The following is a 20,530-nucleotide window of genomic DNA, read 5'->3' as shown; positions in this document are numbered from 1 at the left end:
TTAATTCTTCTCCGCTCATAGTTACTTTTTTACAGCTGAACAACCAGCCATTGTTGTAATTTTTATTGCTTCGGTTTCTGGTAAGTTTTCATTTCTATTTACCACTTCTTGCACTACGTTTTGAGTAATAGTTTCAAACGCTTTTTCTAAAAGCGTACCTGCTTGCAAAGCTGCTGGTCTTCCAACGTCTCCTGCTTCACGAATGCTTTGTACTAAAGGTATTTCTCCTAAAAGTGGTACTTTTAAATCTTCGGCTAAATGCTTAGCACCTTCTTTTCCAAAGATATAATATTTGTTATTTGGCAGCTCTTCTGGTGTAAAATAGGCCATGTTTTCTATAATACCTAAAACTGGCACATTAATGCTCTCTTGTTGAAACATTGCTACTCCTTTTTTAGCATCTGCCAATGCTACATTTTGAGGTGTACTTACTACAACTGCTCCTGTAATTGGTAACGATTGCATGATACTTAAATGAATATCTCCAGTTCCTGGAGGCAAGTCTAACAATAAGAAATCTAATTCTCCCCAAGCAGCATCAAAAATCATTTGATTTAATGCTTTTGCTGCCATTGGCCCACGCCAAACTACGGCTTGACCAGGTTGTGTAAAAAAGCCTATTGATAGTATTTTTACGCCGTAATTTTCTACGGGTTTCATTTTAGACTTTCCGTCGACTGTAACAGACAATGGTCTTTCCATTTCTACATCGAACATAATTGGCATGGATGGTCCATAGATATCTGCATCTAAAACACCGACTTTAAATCCCATTTTTGCTAGTGTTACAGCTAAATTAGCTGTGACTGTAGATTTACCAACACCTCCTTTTCCAGAGGCAATAGCTACTATATTTTTAATACCGGAAATTGCTTTTCCTTTAATTTCGTTTGCGGCTGGTTTTGCAGGTGCTTCTACCTTTATGTTTACTTTTACTTGTGCTTTGTTGTAAACCTTTTCTTGTATAACTTTAAGTATTTCTTCTTCGGTTTTTTTACGTGCTTGTAGTGCAGGATTTGTTATCGTGATATCTACTATTACCTCATCGGCAAAAGTAACTACATTTTTTACAGCTCCACTATCGACCATATTTTCTCCTTCTCCAGGAACAGTTATGGTTTTGAGCGCGTTTAATATGTCTTGTTTTGTAATTTTCATAAGTAATTCTCCAGTAGTTAATTCTTTTTATTAAGAATCATTCTAAAGGACAAATATACTACATAAACATTGAAGAATAAAGCGGTTATATTGAAGAATTTTTATGCTACTATTTAAAAAGTTTATAGTTCTTTTAAAGGATCCCAATATACCTTTTCCAAATCCTGAATTTGGTTATCAATAACGACAATACCTTCGTTCTCTAAAAGTTGTTGCATAAGATTTGTACCATCAAAATGATGCTTTCCAGTAAGTAAGCCTTTTCTGTTAACTACACGATGTGCAGGAATGTCTTTTCTGTGAGAGCCATTCATAGCATAACCTACCATTCTGGCACTTCTTGGCGCTCCAAGATAGTTACCAATAGCACCATAATTTGTTACTCTTCCATAAGGAATTAGTTTTGCTATTTCGTAAACTTTTTCGAAGAAATTAAGTGTTTCTGGTTTCATTTTATTATTTTAATTTTTAAAATAGTTGATACTATTCTTTTAAAATATTTACTAAAGTAATTATAGAAATAATTCCTGTAATAATTCCAATAATAAAATTCATTCCTTTTTGAGATTTTATTTTGTTACTATTTATTTTTTCGAAAAAGAAAACATAAATATATAACATAACAAAAGTTCCCATTGCAGCTCCTGCTGCGTAAGTTGTTATTCCAGTAGGATCTAATTTAATCCATTTAAAAGAGACAAAAGTAATAGCCATATAGGCTTGATATGGAATTGGAAACACATTTAAAGCAGATAAAAGTAACCCTTGAAAAAAACGACTTTTTTTACTTTTTAAATTAGATTCTACATTAGGTTTGTCTACTTTTTTTACTATTACCAGAAAATAAACTGTGATTAAAACAAATATTACAAACGCCACACGTTGCAATATTCCTACAACCTCTGGGTTACTACTTAAATATCTTGCAAAAACTAACGCAATTAAAGTTTGAAAAACTACAATAACACAAACACCAACAGAGAACACTAAGCCTCTTGAGTGTCCATCTTTTATACTAATCTTTGCAGCCGTCATATTTAACAATCCAGGAGGAATAACGCCTACTAATGCTACTATTAATGCAATTCCAAATGTTAGTGATATCTCCAAATCTATTACAAGATTATTTAATTTTAAACCTAATATAGGTAATTGGTTTGTTTTGTTCTAAATATATACTTTCATAATGTGTCTGGATGCTTGTAACCTCTTCTGGACTTCCTTCTTGTTTATAAACATTATGGTTAGCATATAACACTTCGTGACCTTCTCCATGCAATAATCCTAATGTATAACCGTGCATAAATTCACTATCTGTTTTTAAATTTATTACACCTTCTGGCTTTAGAACTTTTTTATAGCGTTTCAAAAATTGAGAATTTGTCATTCTATGCTTTGTACGCTTGTATTTTATTTGAGGATCTGGAAAGGTTATCCAAATTTCATCAACTTCATTCTCGGCAAAAACATGATCTATAAGTTCTATTTGTGTTCTTATAAATGCAACATTAGGTATATTTTCTTCAATAGCTGTTTTAGCGCCTCTCCAAAAACGCGCACCTTTTATATCGATACCAATAAAATTTTTGTTTGGATACTTTTTAGCAAGGTTTACCGAGTACTCTCCTTTTCCACAGCCTAATTCTAAAACTAATGGATTGTTGTTTTTAAAATACTTTGAGTTCCAATGGCCTTTCATTTCGTAATCTACATCTACTAATTCTTCTCTTTTTGGCTGAAAAACGTTCTCAAACGTATCGTTTTCATTAAATCTCTTTAGCTTATTCTTACTTCCCACTACTCTATATGATTTTTGGTAAAATTAACAAATTATACGAGAGTGCAATAATGATTATCTTTGTTATTTATGAAGAAAAAAATTCTTGTAGCTCCACTAAATTGGGGAATTGGCCATGCCACAAGATGTATTCCTATAATACATTGGCTTATTGAAGGTGATTTTGAACCAATAATTGCAAGTGATGGTTACGCTTTATTACTATTACAAAAAGAATTTCCTGATTTAAAATCTATTACATTACCTGCCTTTAATATTAGGTACCAAAAGAGCGGGAAACAGTTAAAAACAAAACTACTAAAACAACTTCCTCATATTTTAAAAACGCTGAAAGCTGAAAGAAAAATTACAAAAAAAATAATAAAGGATTATACTATTGATGGTATAATATCTGATAGTCGTTTTGGAATTTTTAGCAAAAAAATACCGTCTGTAATTATTACGCATCAACTTAATGTTTTAAGTGGAAACACTAGTTTTTTAAGCTCGAAACTAAATCAAATTAAACTTAAAAAATTTAAAGAAATATGGGTTCCGGATTTTAAAGACGAACCTAATTTGAGTGGGTATTTGGGGCATCTTTTTAATAAAAAAAAATTTAAAATTAATTATTTAGGTCCTTTAAGTAGACTCCATAAAACTGAAACTAAGACCAAATACGATATTATGGTTTTACTTTCTGGTCCAGAACCTCAACGTACCTTTTTAGAAAAAAAACTTTTTAAGGAGCTAAATCATTATGTAGGAAATATTTTATTAGTAAAAGGAAAAATAGAATTCGAGCAAATTTGCACAAAACACAATCAATTTACAATTTATAATTTTATGACTTCTGAAGCCTTAGAAAAAGCAATAAATAGCAGTAAAATTATTATTTGTAGACCTGGATATACCACAGTTATGGATTTAACCAAATTAGGAAAGACAGCCTTTTTTATACCAACTCCAGGACAATTTGAACAAGAATATTTAGCTGAGCGTTTTAATGATTTAAAACTTGTACCGTATTGTAATCAAGAGGATTTTAGTATTGACGAGCTTAAAAAAACATCTGCTTTTAAAGGCTTAAACTTAAAATATACAACACAAGATTTAGAAGCGCTATTCAGCCTTTTCTAGAGTAAAAGAAAACTCGCTACCAACACTAAATTCACTTTCTACATAAATGTTCTCATCGTGTGCTTCTATAATATGTTTTACTATAGATAAGCCTAAGCCAGAACCTCCTTCTTTTCTAGAGCCACTTTTATCTACTCTATAAAAACGCTCGAATAATCTTGAAATATTAACTTCTTCAATACCTTCTCCATTATCTGTAACACGAATAATAACTTTGTTTTTTATAAGGTTTTCTACACTAATTTCTGTGGTGCCTTTTTCTCTTCCATATTTAATAGAATTAACTACCAAATTTGTAAGTACTTGTTGTATTTTTTGTTTGTCTGCTTTTACTAAAACTGGTAAAAAGTAATTTCTATCGAAAGTTAATGTTATCTTCTTTTTAGAGGCTTTCATTTCTAATAAATCGAAAACACTTTTTACAAGTTCAATAATATTAAACGTCTCAGTTTCTATACTAACATCACCAACTTCTAACTTAGTTATCATATCTAAATCTTTTACAATATAGATTAATCTTTCTACTCCTTTATTTGCGCGATCTAAATATTTTTCTCGTGTTGTTTTATCATCTGCTGCACCATCAATTAAGGTTTCTAGGTAACCTTGAACCGTAAATAATGGTGTTTTTAGTTCGTGCGATACGTTTCCTAAAAATTCTTTCCTGTATTCTTCACGAACTTTTAATGTTTCTATCTCCATTTTTTTATCTCTAGCAAACCTGTCTATTTCTTCGGTTAGTGTCGCCATATCTGTAGTAATTCTTTTTTTTCGATATGAAGTGGACTCTAGAAGTTTCAAGTCGTCATAAATCTGTTTAATGCGCTTGTAAATAAAATTCTGTACTCTAAACTGAGTAACACCGAAAGCTACAACGAAACAAACAAATGAAAACAAAGCTATTAAAAGCCAGTTAACGGTATAAAAAGCATACAAAAAAACACTTATAAAGATTGTTAACACTATAGTTACATATAGTGATGTTTTAAATGCAAATTTATAAGTCTTAATTAACTCCATAGGTTTACTCTACTAACTTGTAACCAACACCTTTTACTGTTTTAAAAGAGGTATCACCAAGTTTCTCTCTAAGTTTTCTAATATGAACATCTATTGTTCTACCTCCAACAACAACTTCGTTTCCCCAAACTTTATCTAAAATGTCCTCTCTTTTAAATACCTTGCCAGGTTTGGAAGCTAATAAAGATAGTAATTCAAACTCTTTTCTGGGTAATACCATCTCTTTCCCTTTAAGAGAAATTTTATATTCTTCTCTATTTATTTCAATATCTCCAATTTTGATAATAGGTATACCTAAATCATCAGTTTTTAAGCGTCTTAATAGCGCTTTAACTTTACTAACAAGTACCTTAGGCTTAATTGGTTTAGTAATATAGTCGTCTGCTCCAGCATCAAAACCTGCAACTTGAGAATAGTCTTCTCCTCTAGCTGTTAAAAAAGTAATTATTGTATTTTTTAAATCTGGTATTTTTCTAATTTGTTCGCAAGCTTCAATACCATCCATCTTAGGCATCATAACATCTAAAACAATAAGCTGTGGTTTTTCAGCATTGGCCTTAATAACTCCTTCTGCTCCATCACTTGCAGTAATTACTTGATAACCTTCTTGAGATAGATTATAACCTACAATTTCTAAAATATCTGGTTCATCGTCTACAAGAAGTATTTTAATATCTTTTTTATTCATATAAAGAATATGTTTTTAAACAGTAAAGATAAAACTAATCGAATAAATTAATATAATATTAAAAATAATAACGATAAGTTAACATTAAAGTATTGAATGCTAATAACTAAGCGTTTTTGTATTTAATGTTATTATAAAGTTAAATATTAACCTGAAAAAGTTTAAAAAAGTTTAAAAGCTATCTGATATTCTTATATTTACAGTCTAATTTAAATATTCAATTATGAAAAAAATTTACTTTTTACTTTTAACTATTTTAATATCTGTTAGCTCTTTTGCTCAGAATCCAATTATCACAGCAATTGTTGATGGCGATTGTTCTGGTGGAAATCCTAAATTATTAGAAATTTATGCTGATGGTATTGTTGATTTTACTTTGTATTCTCTAGAAAATCAAACCAATGCTAATACTACTTGGGGAAGCACACAAGACTTATCTTCTTTTGGTACTGTAACTAATGATTTTGTTTACATTACAACATCAGGAAGCGCAACAACTTTAGCAAGTGAATTTCCATCATTAGCAACTGCTCCTACATTAATTTCTGGAACTATTAATGTTAATGGAGATGATAGAGTTAGAATAGTTTTAACATCAGATTCTTCAGTTGTCGATCAATATGGAGCTGAAGGAATAGATGGAACAGGAACAACTTGGGAATATAGAGACTCATTCGCAAAACGTGTAGATGGCACAGGTCCAAATGGTGGTTTTGTTGAAGCAGACTGGTCTATTCCAGGAGCTTCTACATTAAATGGACTTGGTATATGCCAAAGTGGAACAGACACTTTTGAAACATTACTTGGAGGTATAGGTACATATACTACAACTATGTCAACTAATCCTACTGTTTCTATAACTGGTAGCGCTACTGGTTTAGATTATTTTGAAAGCAATGGTCCTTCAGCAGAAGGCACATTTACTGTTTCGGGACTTAATTTAACAGCAAATATAAATGTTGCTGCTGCTTCTCCTGCTTTTGAACTCTCATTAACATCTGGTGGTACATTTACTCCTATGGTTACAGTTTCTCAAACTGGTGGAACTGCAATGTCAACTATTGTATATGTTCGTTTAGCATCAGGATTAACAGTAAACACATATGCTGAAGATATTACAGCTTCTTCTACTGGAGCAACAGATGTAATGATTAATGTAAGTGGAGAGGTTTCTCCTTCAACACCTCAATTTAGTGTATTTGGAACACCTGGTAGTTTAAATTATGCTTTAGCTTCAGGACCTTCTAACGAAGAGTCTATTTTTGTTGAAGGTTTATTTTTAACAAATGATATTACAATTACAGCACCAACAAACTTTGAAGTATCTTTAACTTCTGGTGGTACATTTACACCAACTGTAACAGTAGCACAAGCTAGTGGTACAATAGCAAATACTGAAGTTTATTTAAGATTAGCATCTGGTTTAACTGTAGGCCCTTACACTGGAGATGTTACAGTTTCTTCTGCACCTACTACAGATCAAACAGTTGCTCTTAATGGTAATGTTTTTGGAGCTGCTACTAACGCACTAGTATTAGTTGGGGCATATGATGGCCCACTATCTGGAGGGACACCTAAAGGAATCGAATTAGTAGCTTTAGCAGATATTCCAGATTTAAGTGTTTTTGGCATTAGCTCAATTACAAATGGAGCAGGTTCATCAGCTGGAAATATAGAATATAATTTTCCTGCAGATGCTGTATCTGCTGGAGACAGAATTTTTTTAGCTACAGAATCTACTGGATTTACTACTTTCTTTGGTTTTGCACCAACTTATATAAATGGAGTTGTTGGAATTAATGGTGATGATTCTATAGAATTATACGAAGGAGCAACTATTATTGATACTTTTGGAACTGTAGATTGCGATCCTAACGCCACTGGAACAACTTGTCCTGAATGGGACCATTTAGATGGTTGGGCATATAGAGTAAGCGACACAGGACCTGATGGAACTTTTGTTTTAGGTAACTGGACATTTAGTGGCCCAAATGCTTTTGATGGACAAAGTGATAATGCAACTGCAGTTACACCTTACCCAATAGCTGTATACACTAACAATTCTTTATCAACTGAAGATTTTACAAGTGCTAACTTCTCAATCTATCCAAACCCTACAAACATAGGATTTGTGAACATTATTACAACTTCTAACGAAGTAACTAATGTAACAGTTTTCGATATTTTAGGAAAGCAAGTAATCTCTCAAACTTTAAACAATAACGTTTTAAACGTTTCTAACTTAAACACTGGAGTTTACATTTTAAAATTAAATCAAAATGGAGCTTCAACTACTAAGAAATTAGTAATTAAGTAAACTTTATAATACTACTTTTTAAAAGAGCGTTACCTTTGGTAACGCTCTTTTTGTTTACTTTTGTACTTGTTATCGACAAAAAATTAAAAAGCAATTTTTACTCGAACTAACAGAAAAAAATGATAGATCAAAACCAAATTTTCACTATTAAAACGGAAACTGAATTTAACGCTTTAGCTTTACAGGTTTTTAGATTTCAGTTTGAAAACAATCCTGTTTATCGTTCGTTTTGCGACTTGCTTTATAAAAATCCAACCGATATATATAGTGTTAGAGATATTCCGTTTTTGCCTATTCAATTCTTTAAGTCACATCAAGTTGTTAGCTCTTCAAAAGCCATAAAAAAAACATTTTCAAGTAGTGGAACAACAGGAAATACTACTAGTAAACACCATATTACAGACCTTTCTGTTTACCAAAGTAGTTTTAATGACAGTTTTAATACTTTCTATGGAAACATTAAAGACTATGTTGTACTCGCCTTATTACCAAGCTATTTAGAACGTGAAGGCTCGTCTCTTATTTACATGGTAGATAGTTTGATTAAAGATTCTAACCATCCAGAAAGTGGCTTTTATTTGGATAATCTGTCTGAATTAAGTAACACTTTAAAACGCTTAGATTCTGAAGGAAAAAAGGTACTACTTATAGGTGTTTCTTTTGCTTTGTTAGATTTAGTTGAAACCTATTCCTTCAACCTCAACAACACCATTATCATGGAAACTGGAGGCATGAAAGGAAGACGAAAAGAACTTATTAGAGAAGAACTACACACCATTTTAAAATCTGGTTTTGGAGTAAATGCCATACACAGCGAATATGGAATGACCGAGTTACTAAGCCAAGCCTACTCAAAAGAAAAAGGCATTTTTAATTGCCCTAGTTGGATGCGCATTCTAACTCGCGAAACCCAAGATGCATTATCTATTTCAAAAATTGGGAAAACTGGAGGTATTAATGTAATCGATTTAGCAAATATTAACTCCTGCTCTTTTATTGCCACTCAAGATTTAGGTCGCGTAAATAATGACAATTCTTTTGAAATTATTGGGCGCTTTGATACTAGTGATATTAGAGGTTGTAACCTTATGGTACTATAATTAAAACTATAAAAGTAATTATTGCGTATATATTTCGACAAACGCATTATGTACCTCAATATGGTGCTTTTTGTTCTTATGCAATGGCAGTAAAAGGCGAAAAAGCATCTACCGATCCGGAAACGTTTGAAATTAGAGATAATAAGCTTTATTTATTCTATAATTCTATAGGAACTAACACTTTAGAATTGTGGTTAAAAGAAGATGTGAAAGGTTTAATTAAAAAAGCCGACCAAAGTTGGAGATTGGTCAGTAAAAAAGATTGATTTTTAAGTTATGAGAAAGAAAAATTAGTTTTAGTTGGTTGACTAATTTTTAAAAGTCCGTTTTGCAGCTTTGCATTCGGGCTTTTTTTTGTTGGTACCACTTTAGCTTTTTAAACTTGAAAAGTAAAAAAAATTAAATAGTGGCACTAATCCCAAATTTAGTTTGGGATCTTAAATTATATAAAGTAAATCTTAACTTCAAAATAGCTCTCTTCTTTAGAAAAAGAGGATAGCTATTCACTAGAAAAAAGACCTCATAGGTTTTAAAAATCTATGAGGTTTAAATATTTAAATTTTAATAAATTTAAACCACCTTTAAAATATAAGTATTTTTCTTCCCTTTATTTAACACAACATACTTATCGTTAATTAAATCTTGGGTAGTAATTTTATAGTCTGCTGTTACTTTGTCTTTATTAACAGAAACAGCATTTTCTTTAAGCGCTCTTCTGGCTTCGCTATTACTTTTTAAAAAATTTGTTTTATCTGCAAGTGCGCCAATCATGTCGATACCTTCTGCTAAATCTGTTTTAGAAATTTCTGCTTGTGGTACACCTTCAAAAACATCTAGAAAGAGCTTTTCGTTAAGTGTACGAATATCTTCATTAAAAGTTTTGCTAAATAAAATTCCAGATGCTTTTTCAGCATTTAAAAACTCTTCCTCACTATGTACCATTGTAGTAATTTCCTTAGCTAAACGTTTTTGTAAAACTCTTAAATGTGGTGCTTGAGTATGTTCTGTAATAATTGCTTTTATATCGCTTTCAGTTAAAAAAGTAAAAATCTTAATATACTTTTCGGAGTCCTCATCGCTAGAATTTAACCAATATTGGTAAAACTTGTAAGGCGATGTTCTATTAGCATCTAACCAAACATTCCCACCTTCACTTTTTCCAAATTTAGAACCGTCGCTTTTGGTTATTAATGGACAAGTAATGGCATAACCTTTTCCTTGATCAACACGACGTATAAGCTCTGTTCCTGTAGTTATATTTCCCCATTGGTCGCTTCCTCCCATTTGTAATGTACAATCTAACGTTTTGTATAAATGTAAAAAATCGTAGCCTTGTACCATTTGGTAAGTAAACTCTGTAAAGCTCATTCCATCTGAAGTTGACTCAGCAGAAATTCTATTTTTCACAGAATCTTTTGCCATCATATAGTTTACAGTAATGTGTTTTCCAACATCGCGAATAAACTCTAAGAAAGAAAAGTTTTTCATCCAATCGTAATTATTTACTAAAACTGCTGCATTTTTTTCGTTGCTTTCAAAATCTAAAAAATGAGCTAATTGGTTTTTTATTGCTTCTTGATTGTGCCTTAGGGTTTCTTCGTTTAACAAATTACGTTCACTAGACTTCCCGGAAGGATCTCCAATCATTCCTGTTGCACCTCCAACTAAAGCAACTGGTTTGTGTCCACAACGTTGGTAATGCGCTAATAACATAATTGGCACTAGGTTTCCAATATGAAGAGAATCTGCAGTAGGATCAAAACCAACATAAGCGCTACGCATAGCTTCGTTTAAATGGTCTTCGGTTCCTGGCATTTCGGTATGTAACATACCTCTCCAACGTAATTCTTCTACAAATGTATTAGCCATTTTTTACTTTATTTTGTGTATTGATTAGCAAAGATAAAAATAGCTTTATAATTAAGATGCTATATTTTATCTTTTTACCACAAATTAATATAGTAACACTTATAATAAATTTTATACTTTTTTACAATTTTTGGTTTATTATTCATGAAATAAGCAGATAAGTTTGTTCTAATATTTCTTACCTTCGATACATGATTTTAGTTACTGGAGGAACAGGATTTGTAGGTGCACATTTGCTTTTAAAATTATTAAATAAAAAGCAACCTGTTCGTGCTATTTATAGAAATGAAAAAAAATTTAAAACAGTAAAACGTATTTTTTCATATTATTCTAAAGATGTAGAAACACTTTTTAATGCTATTGATTGGGTTGAAGCAAGTTTAAATGATATTCCAGCTTTAACGGAAGCTTTTAAAGATATTACGCACGTTTACCATTGTGCCGCGTTTGTATCTTTTGAGCCAGATAAATTCGATGTACTTCAAAAAACGAATATAGAAGGCACTGCTAATATTGTTAACTTTTGTATTGCTAGTAATGTTAAAAAGTTGTGCTATATAAGTTCTATTGCTGCAATTGGAGAACCAAAACCTGGAGAAATTACTACCGAAAATACAGAATGGAATCCTGAAGCAGATAACAGTGTTTATGCTATTACAAAATATGGTGCAGAACTAGAGGTTTGGCGTGGGACACAAGAAGGTTTGGATGCTGTAATTGTTAGTCCTGGTGTTATTATAGGTCCTGGTATTTGGAACTATGGAAGTGGTTCTATTTTTAAAATAATACATAATGGTTTAAAATATTACACTAAAGGTAGTACTGGTTATGCTGCTGTAAACGATGTTACAAATGCTCTTTTTTTACTAATGCAAAGTAATATAAAAAACGAACGTTTTATAATTGTTTCGCAAAACTGGAGCTATAAAAATTTTAGCGCCATTTGTGCCAAGGCATTATTTATAAAACCGCCTAAAAAAGAAGCTAAAAATAGGTTATTGCAAATAGGCTGGAGACTCGATTGGTTAAAACATAAAATTACCGGTAAAAGAAGAGTTTTAAGTAAACAATTAGCAGCCTCCTTAGTGTTAGAATCTAAATTTAATGGAGATAAAATTAAAAAGTATATTGCTTTTGAATATTCTGATTTAACAAGTGAGATAATAGAGACTTGTAAATTCTATTTAGAAAAAAATTAACGCCCTATTAAAGTATCTACTCTAAAATCGCGTTTTGCATTTCCTTTTATGTTTTTACTATAATTTTTTCGTTTCTCTTTATTTGTTTGAGCTCGCTTTATAGAATCTTTAATTTTTTTCTCAGCTTTCTCTTTCAATTGTATAGTATTATACTTGTCTCTTACAATTGTTAGACTATCTATAACACGCTTACATATAGCCTCATACTTTTTAGTATTAAAAGCATAATAAGCATTACTTTGGGCAAAAGTGAGACTGTCTATATTATTATTTTTGTAAATAAATTCGTCTGGAACAATTCCGTTTTTTTCTATTTTACTTTTATTAACTCCTTTTGCTGAAGACATAATAGCCATATCTACAAGAATATTAACCATATTGTCTTCAGAAATAAGATTGTCTGGCTTGCTAGGCGTTTTAACCTCATAGCATGATGTTAAAACTAAAAGCATAAATAATATTGTAGTATGTTTTATACTCATCTATCGAACGTTAATTGTTTGGCATATTTAGTATCATAAAACTTAAAGTTTTTATAAGCTAACCCTCCATTTACAAAGGTGTGAGAAATTCGAGATTTAAAGGTTGTGCCTTCAAAAGGAGACCAACCACATTTGTATAAAATATTATCTTTTGTAACTGTCCACGGATTATTTAAGTCTACTATAACTAAGTCTGCATAGTAACCTTCTTTAACATAACCACGTTTTTCTACTTCAAATAAAATAGCAGGATTGTGTGCCGTTTTTTCTACAATTTTCTCGATTGATATTTTACCACGATGATGCATTTCTAATAAAGCTGGTAAAGCATGCTGTACTAATGGTCCACCAGAAGGTGCTTTTGTGTAAACATTATTTTTTTCTTCAATTGTATGTGGAGCATGATCTGTGGCAATAACATCTATTCTATCATCCAGTAAAGCTTTTAGTAACTGGTCTCTATCATGCTCTGTTTTAACAGCTGGATTCCATTTAATTAATGTGCCTTTTTCGTCGTAATCTTTATCGCTAAACCAAAGGTGATGTATACAAACTTCGGCAGTAATTTTTTTATCTTTTAAAGGAATCTTATTACTAAATAATGTTGTCTCCTTACCTGTTGAAAGATGAAAAACATGCAATCGTGCTCCTGTTTTTTTAGCCAGTTCAATAGCTTTAGAAGAAGATAAATAACATGCTTTTTCACTTCTAATTATAGGGTGCAAGTTTAATGGAATATCGTCTCCATAACGTTCTTTATATACCTTGGTATTAGCTTTAATTGTCGCCTCATCTTCGCAGTGAACAGAGATTAACAAATCTGTACTTGAAAATATTTTTTCTAGTACTTCAGGATTATCTACCAACATATTTCCTGTAGAAGAGCCTAAAAATAATTTTAAGCCTGCAACTTGCTTAGGATCTACTTTTAATATTTCATCTAAATTATCATTTGTTCCACCAAACATAAAAGAATAATTAGCATAAGAGGTTTCTTTTGCTATGTCAAACTTATCATTCAATTTTTCTATAGTAGTAGTTTGTGGGTTTGTATTAGGCATTTCAATAAATGATGTAATACCACCAGCAATAGCTGCACGAGATTCTGCCTCTATATTTGCTTTGTGAGTTAAACCTGGTTCTCTAAAATGAACCTGATCGTCTATCATTCCAGGAATAACATATTTTCCTTCGGCATCAAACACGTTTACATCTGCAGATTTTGCACTTATAGACGTATCGATTTTGGTAATAAACTCACCTTCTATTAATATGTCTCCATTAAAAATAGTGCCTTCATTTACAATCTTAGCATTTTTAATAAGTGTTATTTTGTCGCTCATTATTTTTTTTCTGAATTGAATAAACTTTTAAATTTCATTGAGATAACACCAAAAATAGCTTCAGAAATAATACCTGAACTTAATTTAGACTTACCTCTAACTCTGTCTGTAAAAATCACAGGTACTTCTATAATTTTAAATTGCTTTAAATAAACTTTAAATTTCATTTCTATTTGAAACGCGTAGCCTATAAATTTAATATCATTAAGGTTAATACTTTCTAATACACTTTTATGATAGCAAATAAAACCTGCAGTACTATCTTTTATTCGCATTCCAGTAATTAGTCTAACATACATAGATGCTCCATAAGATAATATAATTCGGCTTAAAGGCCAATTTACAACATTTACGCCTTTTACATAACGAGAACCAATACTTAATGCCGCACCTTCTTTATAGCATGCATTATAAAGTTTAATAAGGTCTTTTGGGTTATGAGAGAAATCTGCATCCATTTCGAAAACATACTCATACTTTCTGTCCAAACACCATTTAAAACCATGAATATAAGCAGTGCCTAAACCTGATTTTTTTTCTCTTACTTCTAAAAATAAAGACTCTGGATATTTATTTTTGAGCACTCTAACTTTATCTGCAGTACCATCTGGAGAGTTGTCATCGACCACCAAAACATGAAACAACTTTTCTTGACTAAACACAGCTTCTATAATAGCTTCTATGTTTTCAATTTCGTTATAAGTTGGTATAATTACAACTGCGTCTTGCATTATTAATTTTAAAGTTGAAGCAAATGTACATATTTGGTAATTGTTTTTTTATAAATATTTCTTAATAAATGCTGCTGCTCCTTAATAATTTTATAATAATTTTACAGCATGTTAAGAGAAGTACTTACAACCCAACTTTTTACAATATTATTATTAGTCTGCTTAGTTATTGTTGCTATCTCTAAACTTTTGTTTCCTAAGCGTTTTCAAGATATTATAGTGTTAATAGTAAACTTTAGATATTTAAAAGTTTATTCTAGAGAGCAGAAGCTTTTTGATGTATTCGAAGGCTTACTTTTTACAAACTTAATTATAGGTTTATCTATATTTATTTTATTATGCTCTAATTTAAGTGCAAGCGTTCCAGAAGTTGAGTATTTATTACTGCCTAAAATTGCTTTTGGAATTATAGTTGTAATACTTCTAAAAATAATTTTAGAACGTTTAATAAGTAATATTCTTAAAATAGAATCTATAATTAACAACTACATTTTCCAAAAAATGAGTTATAAAATTTTTTTAGGGCTGTTATTAATTCCTATAAATACTATTTTAATTTACTCTTGGAGTCCTACACAAATTAATACTTCGATATTTATAATCTTTTTAGCGCTCATCACTATTTATGGAGTTCTCGTTTTTATTAAAGATAATCTTAAAACCATAAAAAAGAATTGGTTTTATTTTATTTTGTATCTTTGCACACTTGAAATTTCGCCTTATTTGATTTTATATAAGTTATATACACTAGAATAAGGTCCTAAAAAAGCTATTAAAATATGAAAGTGAAAACCATTTTAGTATCGCAACCAGAACCTAAAATTGAAAATTCGCCATATTTCGATTTATCTGAAAGACAGAAAGTTAAAATAGATTTTCGTCCTTTTATTCATGTTGAAGGTGTACCTTCTAAAGAAATTAGACAACAAAAGATTGATCTTGGCAAGTTTACCGCTATTATTTTAACAAGTAGAAATGCTGTCGATCACTTTTTTAGAGTGGCAGACGAAATGCGTTTTAAAGTTCCAGATAGTATGAAGTATTTCTGCCAGTCTGAAGCTGTAGCTTATTATCTTCAAAAATATGTAGTATACAGAAAACGTAAAATCTATGTTGGTAAACGAACATTTACCGAGCTTTCTCCATTAATTAAAAAATATAAAGACGAATCGTTTTTATTACCTGCAGCAGATAAATTAAAAGCTGAAGTACCAGAAGTTTTAAATGCTTTAGATGTAAAGTGGAAAGAGGCTGTTTTTTATAAAACTGTTATTAGCGATTTATCTGACTTAGAGAATGTAACTTATGATATTTTAGTGTTCTTTAGCCCAAGTGGTATTGATTCGTTATTTAAAAACTTTCCAGACTTCCAGCAAAAAGATACTAGAATTGCTGTATTTGGAAACACAACAATAAAAGCTGTGGAAGCAAAAGGATTAAGAGTAGATATTGCTGCTCCAACTCCAGAAACACCTTCTATGACAATGGCTTTAAAAAAGTACATTACTATAGTTAACAAGAAATGATATAATAAATAAATTATACAACAAAACTAGAAAAGGCTTCTCAATCGAGAAGCCTTTTCTAGTTTTGTTAAGTTAGCTTAATTAATAAGCATAACGCTGTGGTCCTCCACGTCTTATCTCTTCGCTAGCATTATCTTCAAACTGTTTAAAGTTTTTTCTAAACGCATTCGCTAATTTAAATGCTGTATCATAGTATGCTTTGTCGTCTTTCCAGGTTGCTCTTGGACTCAATACTTCAGTTGGAACTCCAGGACAAGATCTTGGTTGTGCTACTCCAAATACAGAGTGAATATGGTAGTCATCGTAATTATACAATCCTAAATCACCATTTAAAACTGCACTAATCATGGCTCTTGTATATTTTAATTTCATACGGCTTCCAACACCATATGCTCCACCAGACCATCCTGTGTTTACTAACCAAACATTAACATTAGCATCCAACATTTTTTTGCTTAACATTTCAGCATATTTAGTTGGGTGTAATGGCATAAAAGGCGCTCCAAAACATGCAGAAAAAGATGGTTGTGGTTCTTTTACTCCAGCTTCTGTTCCTGCTACCTTAGCAGTATAACCAGATATAAAATGATATGCTGCTTGCGCAGGAGTTAATTTAGAAATTGGAGGTAAAACACCAAAAGCATCTGCAGTTAGAAAGAATATATTTTTAGGATTCTTTCCTATAGATGGTGTTTTTATGTTTTCTATGTGATGAATTGGATAGCTTACACGTGTATTTTGAGTAATAGAAGTGTCTTCAAAGTCAACTTCACCTTTATCATTCATTTTTACATTTTCAAGAATAGCACCTTCCTTTATAGCATCGTATATTTCTGGCTCTTGTTCTTGAGAGAGGTTAATTACTTTAGCATAACAACCACCTTCAAAATTAAAAACAGTGTTTTCTGCAGTCCAACCATGCTCATCGTCACCTATTAAACTTCTGTCTGGATCTGTAGACAAAGTTGTTTTTCCTGTTCCTGATAAACCAAAGAAAATTGCAGTGTCTTCGTCTTTACCAACATTTGCACTACAATGCATTGGCAACGTGTTTTTAAATATTGGTAAAATGAAGTTTAAAGCAGAAAAAATTCCTTTTTTAATTTCTCCAGTGTAACCGGTTCCACCAATTAATGCAATCTTTTTTTCAAAATTTAAAATTGCAAAATTGTGTTGTCTTGTACCATCCACTTTGGCATCTGCCATAAAACCCGGTGCATTAACAATAGTCCATTCTGGAGAGAATTCTTTTAAATCAGCTTCGGTTGGACGTAAAAACATATTATAAGCAAACATGTTACTCCATGGATACTCGTTAATAACACGAATATTTAGCTTATAATCTTCGTCTGCACAAGCAAAACTGTCTCTTACAAACACTTCTTTTTCAGATAAATAATCTACAACTTTATGGTATAGTTTATCAAATTTATCAGCATCAAAAGGAATATTTATATTTCCCCACCAAACGCGATCTTTAGTTATATCGTCTTTTACAATAAAACGATCCATTGGAGAACGACCTGTAAACTCACCTGTATTAACAGCTAGAGCACCAGAAGACGACTTCACGCCTTGTCCTTTATCGATTGTTGTTTCTTGTAATTCTTTAGGAGATAATTGGTAACGAACATTAGCGTTCTTGATACCGTATTGTTCTAACGAAATCGTTTTCGTAGATTGTGTATGGTTTACCATAATTCTATGTTGTTTTAGAATACAAAACTACAATTTATAATAAGATATTATTATATATTATCGTTAATTCTTAGTGCTTTTTATAAAATTTATTAACAATATAGTCCATGCTGCAATAAGCAATAAGCCTCCTAAAGGCGTTATAAAGCCTATAACACCAAAGTCGAAAGCAGTAAGACTATTAGTTGCTAAAGCATAAATAGACCCAGAAAATAATAATATTCCAAAGAATACTAGAAAAAACATAGCTTTTTTAGTTGTAGACGAAATAATATCTAAATTTCCAATAAAAAGAAGTAATAATGCATGATACATTTGATAACGCACACCTGTTTCAAAAGATTGTAATGATGTAGGCGAAATTTTAGGTCTTAAGCCATGAGCTGCAAAAGCACCAATTATAACTGCTAACAAACCAAAAACCGAACCTAATATTAATATTTTTTTATTCATATATATTTATTGTTTGAGTTTTAATAACGTTAGCATTTTGTACTTTCGTAGAAACAAAATTAGGTAATACCTGTTTAAATATATAATGTCACTATGAGAAATATTTTAGTTATTGGTTCTGGAAAATCTGCTTCATATTTAATAAAATACTTATTAGACAAATCTGAAACTAAAAATCTTCATATTACTGTTGGTGATTTAAATATTAGTAGCGCTTCGAAACTTACAAATAAGCATAAAAACGCAACTGCAATTACTTTAGATGTTTTTAATGAAAAATCTAGAGAAGAAGCTGTAAAAGCTGCAGATATTGTAATTTCTATGTTACCAGCTCGTTTTCATATTGAAGTTGCTAAAGACTGTATTACTCATAATAAAAATATGGTAACAGCTTCTTATGTAAGTGACGAAATGCAAGCTCTAAATACGCAAGCTAAAAACAAAGGCTTGGTATTTATGAATGAAATAGGTGTAGATCCAGGAATAGACCATATGAGTGCCATGCAAGTAATAGACCGCATTGAGGCTAAAGGTGGAAAACTTATTTTATTCGAGTCTTTTACAGGAGGTTTAGTAGCACCAGAAAGCGATAATAATTTATGGAACTATAAATTTACATGGAATCCAAGAAATGTAGTGCTCGCTGGACAAGGTAGTGCAGCTAAATTTTTACAAGAAGGCACATACAAATACATACCTTATAATAGATTGTTTCGTAGAACAGAATTTTTAGAAGTTGAAGGTTTTGGGCGTTTTGAAGCTTATGCCAATAGAGACTCATTAAAATATCAAGACATTTATGGACTAGACGATGTTAAAACGCTATATCGTGGTACAATAAGAAAAGTAGGTTTCAGTCGTGCTTGGAATGTTTTTGCAGCATTAGGCATGACGGACGATAGCTACACTATAGACGACAGTAAGAATATGACGTATCGCGATTTTGTAAATTCATTTTTACCATACAGCCCAACAGATTCTGTAGAAATAAAATTTAGACACGCACTAAAAATAGATCAAGACGATATTATTTGGGATAAGTTTGAAGAGTTAGACATTTTTAGTCCAACAAAAATGGTTGTTCTAGATAAAGCTACTCCAGCACAAATTTTACAAAAAATATTAATGGATAGCTGGACTCTTGATCCTACAGACAAGGATATGATTGTTATGTACCATAAATTTGGATACGAATTAAATGGCGAAAAACATCAAATAGATGCCACAATGGTTACTCTTGGAGAAGACCAAACCTATACTGCCATGGCAAAAACAGTAGGTTTACCGGTCGCGATTGCAGCCATGGCAATTTTAAATAAAAAAATTACCACTCCAGGTGTTTTAAGACCAATAAACAAAGAGGTTTACGAACCAATTTTAAAAGAGCTTGAAGATTATGGTGTTGTATTTAAAGAAAAGGAAGTGCCTTACTTAGGTTACAATCCTTTACATGTTTAATATTCAATTTTAAAGTTTCATATTAAGATAGTTTATTTATATTTAGGTTTTAATATGAAGCTTTAATTGCCTTGAAAACACAAAACAACAACATTATTATAGATGGTATCGATAAAAAGATACTGCGTGCATTAATGGCAGATGCTAGAACATCGGTTTTAGAAATTGCAAGACAGGTTGGTATTTCTGGAGCTGCCATACACCAACGTTTACGTAAATTAGAAAAATCTGGCTTAATCTCTGGTTCAAAAGTTGTTATTAATCCTAAAGTATTGGGTTACTCAACCATGGCTTTTATTGGTATATACCTAGACAAAGCAATGAGTAATCCTGAGGCTGTAAAATTACTTAAAAAAATACCTGAAGTTATAGAATGCCATTACACTACAGGAAACTGGAGCATCTTAATTAAGATACTCTGTAAAGATAACGAACACTTAATGCACTTATTAAATAACGACATACAGTCTATTGAAGGCGTTTCTAGAACCGAAACCTTTATCTCTCTAGATCAACAAATTGAGAGACAAATTAAGATCTAATTTTTTAGATAATAACTTAATAAAAACAA

21 protein-coding genes are annotated in these 20,530 nt (G+C 31.2%); 9 read left to right on the top strand and 12 right to left on the bottom strand.

The window, feature by feature from the left end; genetic code table 11:
* Positions 1-21: 21 nt before the first annotated feature.
* The 4 genes from Q0C58_RS08370 to trmB all read right to left on the bottom strand — a co-directional run bounded on the left by Q0C58_RS08370 (position 22) and on the right by trmB (position 2,956).
* Complete coding sequence (locus Q0C58_RS08370; protein WP_290699970.1) at positions 22-1,158, bottom strand: Mrp/NBP35 family ATP-binding protein; 1,137 nt, start codon at positions 1,156-1,158, stop codon at positions 22-24.
* Between the two features lie 122 nt (positions 1,159-1,280).
* Positions 1,281-1,610, bottom strand: coding sequence for an MGMT family protein (locus Q0C58_RS08365; RefSeq protein ID WP_290699967.1), 330 nt, complete (start codon positions 1,608-1,610; stop codon positions 1,281-1,283).
* A 31-nt stretch (positions 1,611-1,641) separates the two neighbouring features.
* Positions 1,642-2,268: a LysE family transporter gene (locus Q0C58_RS08360; protein ID WP_290699964.1), complete on the bottom strand. Its 627-nt coding sequence runs from the start codon at positions 2,266-2,268 to the stop codon at positions 1,642-1,644.
* Between the two features lie 13 nt (positions 2,269-2,281).
* Entirely contained in the window at positions 2,282-2,956 is a 675-nt protein-coding gene (gene trmB / locus Q0C58_RS08355) for a tRNA (guanosine(46)-N7)-methyltransferase TrmB (protein WP_290699961.1), read from the bottom strand.
* A 69-nt stretch (positions 2,957-3,025) separates the two neighbouring features.
* On the opposite strand from trmB, the gene Q0C58_RS08350 reads away from it, so the two are divergent.
* A complete protein-coding gene (locus Q0C58_RS08350) occupies positions 3,026-4,075 on the top strand; it encodes a glycosyltransferase (RefSeq protein ID WP_290699958.1) in 1,050 nt (349 codons plus the stop codon).
* Here the strand turns inward: Q0C58_RS08350 and Q0C58_RS08345 are convergent.
* Both Q0C58_RS08345 and Q0C58_RS08340 read right to left on the bottom strand, forming a co-directional pair.
* Positions 4,058-5,095, bottom strand: coding sequence for an ATP-binding protein (locus tag Q0C58_RS08345; RefSeq protein ID WP_290699955.1), 1,038 nt, complete (start codon positions 5,093-5,095; stop codon positions 4,058-4,060). The two genes, Q0C58_RS08350 and Q0C58_RS08345, sit on opposite strands and share 18 nt — an antisense overlap.
* Before the next feature lie 4 nt (positions 5,096-5,099).
* Positions 5,100-5,783, bottom strand: coding sequence for a response regulator transcription factor (locus Q0C58_RS08340; protein WP_290699952.1), 684 nt, complete (start codon positions 5,781-5,783; stop codon positions 5,100-5,102).
* A 223-nt stretch (positions 5,784-6,006) separates the two neighbouring features.
* Here Q0C58_RS08340 and Q0C58_RS08335 point away from each other — a divergent pair, with 223 nt between their 5' ends.
* The 3 genes from Q0C58_RS08335 (at position 6,007) to Q0C58_RS08325 (ending at position 9,466) form a co-directional block, all read left to right on the top strand.
* On the top strand, positions 6,007-8,100 hold the full coding sequence (locus Q0C58_RS08335) for a T9SS type A sorting domain-containing protein (protein ID WP_290699949.1): 2,094 nt from the start codon (positions 6,007-6,009) through the stop codon (positions 8,098-8,100).
* Between the two features lie 119 nt (positions 8,101-8,219).
* On the top strand, positions 8,220-9,200 hold the full coding sequence (locus Q0C58_RS08330; RefSeq protein WP_290699946.1) for an acyl transferase: 981 nt from the start codon (positions 8,220-8,222) through the stop codon (positions 9,198-9,200).
* Between the two features lie 83 nt (positions 9,201-9,283).
* A complete protein-coding gene (locus tag Q0C58_RS08325; RefSeq protein ID WP_290699943.1) occupies positions 9,284-9,466 on the top strand; it encodes a hypothetical protein in 183 nt (60 codons plus the stop codon).
* Positions 9,467-9,770: 304 nt separating this feature from the next.
* On the opposite strand, the gene tyrS is transcribed toward Q0C58_RS08325, so the two are convergent.
* Positions 9,771-11,069 (bottom strand): tyrosine--tRNA ligase, encoded by a 1,299-nt coding sequence (gene tyrS / locus Q0C58_RS08320; RefSeq protein WP_290699940.1) that lies wholly within the window; start codon positions 11,067-11,069, stop codon positions 9,771-9,773.
* A 191-nt stretch (positions 11,070-11,260) separates the two neighbouring features.
* Here tyrS and Q0C58_RS08315 point away from each other — a divergent pair, with 191 nt between their 5' ends.
* A complete protein-coding gene (locus Q0C58_RS08315; protein ID WP_290699939.1) occupies positions 11,261-12,268 on the top strand; it encodes an NAD-dependent epimerase/dehydratase family protein in 1,008 nt (335 codons plus the stop codon).
* Here Q0C58_RS08315 and Q0C58_RS08310 read toward each other — a convergent pair.
* The 3 genes from Q0C58_RS08310 to Q0C58_RS08300 are packed head-to-tail and all read right to left on the bottom strand — an operon-like array spanning position 12,265 to position 14,824.
* Positions 12,265-12,750, bottom strand: a complete 486-nt coding sequence (locus Q0C58_RS08310; RefSeq protein ID WP_290699937.1) for a DUF4296 domain-containing protein — start codon at positions 12,748-12,750, stop codon at positions 12,265-12,267. The two genes, Q0C58_RS08315 and Q0C58_RS08310, sit on opposite strands and share 4 nt — an antisense overlap.
* Positions 12,747-14,093: a dihydroorotase gene (locus Q0C58_RS08305; protein WP_290699935.1), complete on the bottom strand. Its 1,347-nt coding sequence runs from the start codon at positions 14,091-14,093 to the stop codon at positions 12,747-12,749. The genes Q0C58_RS08310 and Q0C58_RS08305 overlap by 4 nt, the downstream gene beginning before the upstream one ends.
* Positions 14,093-14,824: a polyprenol monophosphomannose synthase gene (locus tag Q0C58_RS08300; RefSeq protein WP_290699932.1), complete on the bottom strand. Its 732-nt coding sequence runs from the start codon at positions 14,822-14,824 to the stop codon at positions 14,093-14,095. The genes Q0C58_RS08305 and Q0C58_RS08300 overlap by 1 nt, the downstream gene beginning before the upstream one ends.
* Positions 14,825-14,932: 108 nt before the next feature.
* Here Q0C58_RS08300 and Q0C58_RS08295 point away from each other — a divergent pair, with 108 nt between their 5' ends.
* Both Q0C58_RS08295 and Q0C58_RS08290 read left to right on the top strand, forming a co-directional pair.
* Positions 14,933-15,580 (top strand): DUF4271 domain-containing protein, encoded by a 648-nt coding sequence (locus tag Q0C58_RS08295; RefSeq protein WP_290699930.1) that lies wholly within the window; start codon positions 14,933-14,935, stop codon positions 15,578-15,580.
* A gap of 23 nt (positions 15,581-15,603) precedes the next feature.
* Positions 15,604-16,350 carry a uroporphyrinogen-III synthase gene (locus Q0C58_RS08290; RefSeq protein ID WP_290699928.1) on the top strand — a complete coding sequence of 249 codons (747 nt, stop codon included), beginning with the start codon at positions 15,604-15,606 and terminating at the stop codon, positions 16,348-16,350.
* Between the two features lie 81 nt (positions 16,351-16,431).
* Here Q0C58_RS08290 and pckA read toward each other — a convergent pair whose 3' ends face one another.
* Both pckA and Q0C58_RS08280 read right to left on the bottom strand, forming a co-directional pair.
* Positions 16,432-18,048, bottom strand: a complete 1,617-nt coding sequence (gene pckA / locus Q0C58_RS08285) for a phosphoenolpyruvate carboxykinase (ATP) (RefSeq protein ID WP_290699926.1) — start codon at positions 18,046-18,048, stop codon at positions 16,432-16,434.
* 63 nt (positions 18,049-18,111) lie between these two features.
* Positions 18,112-18,501 (bottom strand): DUF423 domain-containing protein, encoded by a 390-nt coding sequence (locus Q0C58_RS08280; protein ID WP_290699924.1) that lies wholly within the window; start codon positions 18,499-18,501, stop codon positions 18,112-18,114.
* Between the two features lie 93 nt (positions 18,502-18,594).
* Between Q0C58_RS08280 and Q0C58_RS08275 the strand changes: the two genes are divergently transcribed.
* Both Q0C58_RS08275 and Q0C58_RS08270 read left to right on the top strand, forming a co-directional pair.
* Complete coding sequence (locus tag Q0C58_RS08275; protein WP_290699921.1) at positions 18,595-19,959, top strand: saccharopine dehydrogenase C-terminal domain-containing protein; 1,365 nt, start codon at positions 18,595-18,597, stop codon at positions 19,957-19,959.
* 71 nt (positions 19,960-20,030) lie between these two features.
* Entirely contained in the window at positions 20,031-20,501 is a 471-nt protein-coding gene (locus tag Q0C58_RS08270) for an Lrp/AsnC ligand binding domain-containing protein (RefSeq protein ID WP_290699918.1), read from the top strand.
* Positions 20,502-20,530 lie beyond the last annotated feature (29 nt).

Origin of the sequence: Lacinutrix sp. (genome assembly GCF_023299985.1) — a bacterium.
Taxonomy (GTDB): domain Bacteria; phylum Bacteroidota; class Bacteroidia; order Flavobacteriales; family Flavobacteriaceae; genus Lacinutrix.
This window is presented reverse-complemented; position numbering and strand designations above follow the sequence as displayed.

Coding starts and splice junctions, on each gene's coding strand:
- Q0C58_RS08335 (WP_290699949.1), top strand. CDS start 6,007: ATGAAAAAAATTTACTTTTTACTTTTAACTATTTTAATATCTGTTAGC.
- Q0C58_RS08365 (WP_290699967.1), bottom strand. CDS start 1,610: ATGAAACCAGAAACACTTAATTTCTTCGAAAAAGTTTACGAAATAGCA.
- Q0C58_RS08275 (WP_290699921.1), top strand. CDS start 18,595: ATGAGAAATATTTTAGTTATTGGTTCTGGAAAATCTGCTTCATATTTA.
- Q0C58_RS08295 (WP_290699930.1), top strand. CDS start 14,933: ATGTTAAGAGAAGTACTTACAACCCAACTTTTTACAATATTATTATTA.
- Q0C58_RS08370 (WP_290699970.1), bottom strand. CDS start 1,158: ATGAAAATTACAAAACAAGACATATTAAACGCGCTCAAAACCATAACT.
- tyrS (WP_290699940.1), bottom strand. CDS start 11,069: ATGGCTAATACATTTGTAGAAGAATTACGTTGGAGAGGTATGTTACAT.
- Q0C58_RS08300 (WP_290699932.1), bottom strand. CDS start 14,824: ATGCAAGACGCAGTTGTAATTATACCAACTTATAACGAAATTGAAAAC.
- Q0C58_RS08340 (WP_290699952.1), bottom strand. CDS start 5,783: ATGAATAAAAAAGATATTAAAATACTTCTTGTAGACGATGAACCAGAT.
- Q0C58_RS08350 (WP_290699958.1), top strand. CDS start 3,026: ATGAAGAAAAAAATTCTTGTAGCTCCACTAAATTGGGGAATTGGCCAT.
- Q0C58_RS08310 (WP_290699937.1), bottom strand. CDS start 12,750: ATGAGTATAAAACATACTACAATATTATTTATGCTTTTAGTTTTAACA.
- Q0C58_RS08280 (WP_290699924.1), bottom strand. CDS start 18,501: ATGAATAAAAAAATATTAATATTAGGTTCGGTTTTTGGTTTGTTAGCA.
- Q0C58_RS08305 (WP_290699935.1), bottom strand. CDS start 14,093: ATGAGCGACAAAATAACACTTATTAAAAATGCTAAGATTGTAAATGAA.
- Q0C58_RS08330 (WP_290699946.1), top strand. CDS start 8,220: ATGATAGATCAAAACCAAATTTTCACTATTAAAACGGAAACTGAATTT.
- pckA (WP_290699926.1), bottom strand. CDS start 18,048: ATGGTAAACCATACACAATCTACGAAAACGATTTCGTTAGAACAATAC.
- Q0C58_RS08325 (WP_290699943.1), top strand. CDS start 9,284: ATGGCAGTAAAAGGCGAAAAAGCATCTACCGATCCGGAAACGTTTGAA.
- Q0C58_RS08315 (WP_290699939.1), top strand. CDS start 11,261: ATGATTTTAGTTACTGGAGGAACAGGATTTGTAGGTGCACATTTGCTT.
- Q0C58_RS08290 (WP_290699928.1), top strand. CDS start 15,604: ATGAAAGTGAAAACCATTTTAGTATCGCAACCAGAACCTAAAATTGAA.
- Q0C58_RS08345 (WP_290699955.1), bottom strand. CDS start 5,095: ATGGAGTTAATTAAGACTTATAAATTTGCATTTAAAACATCACTATAT.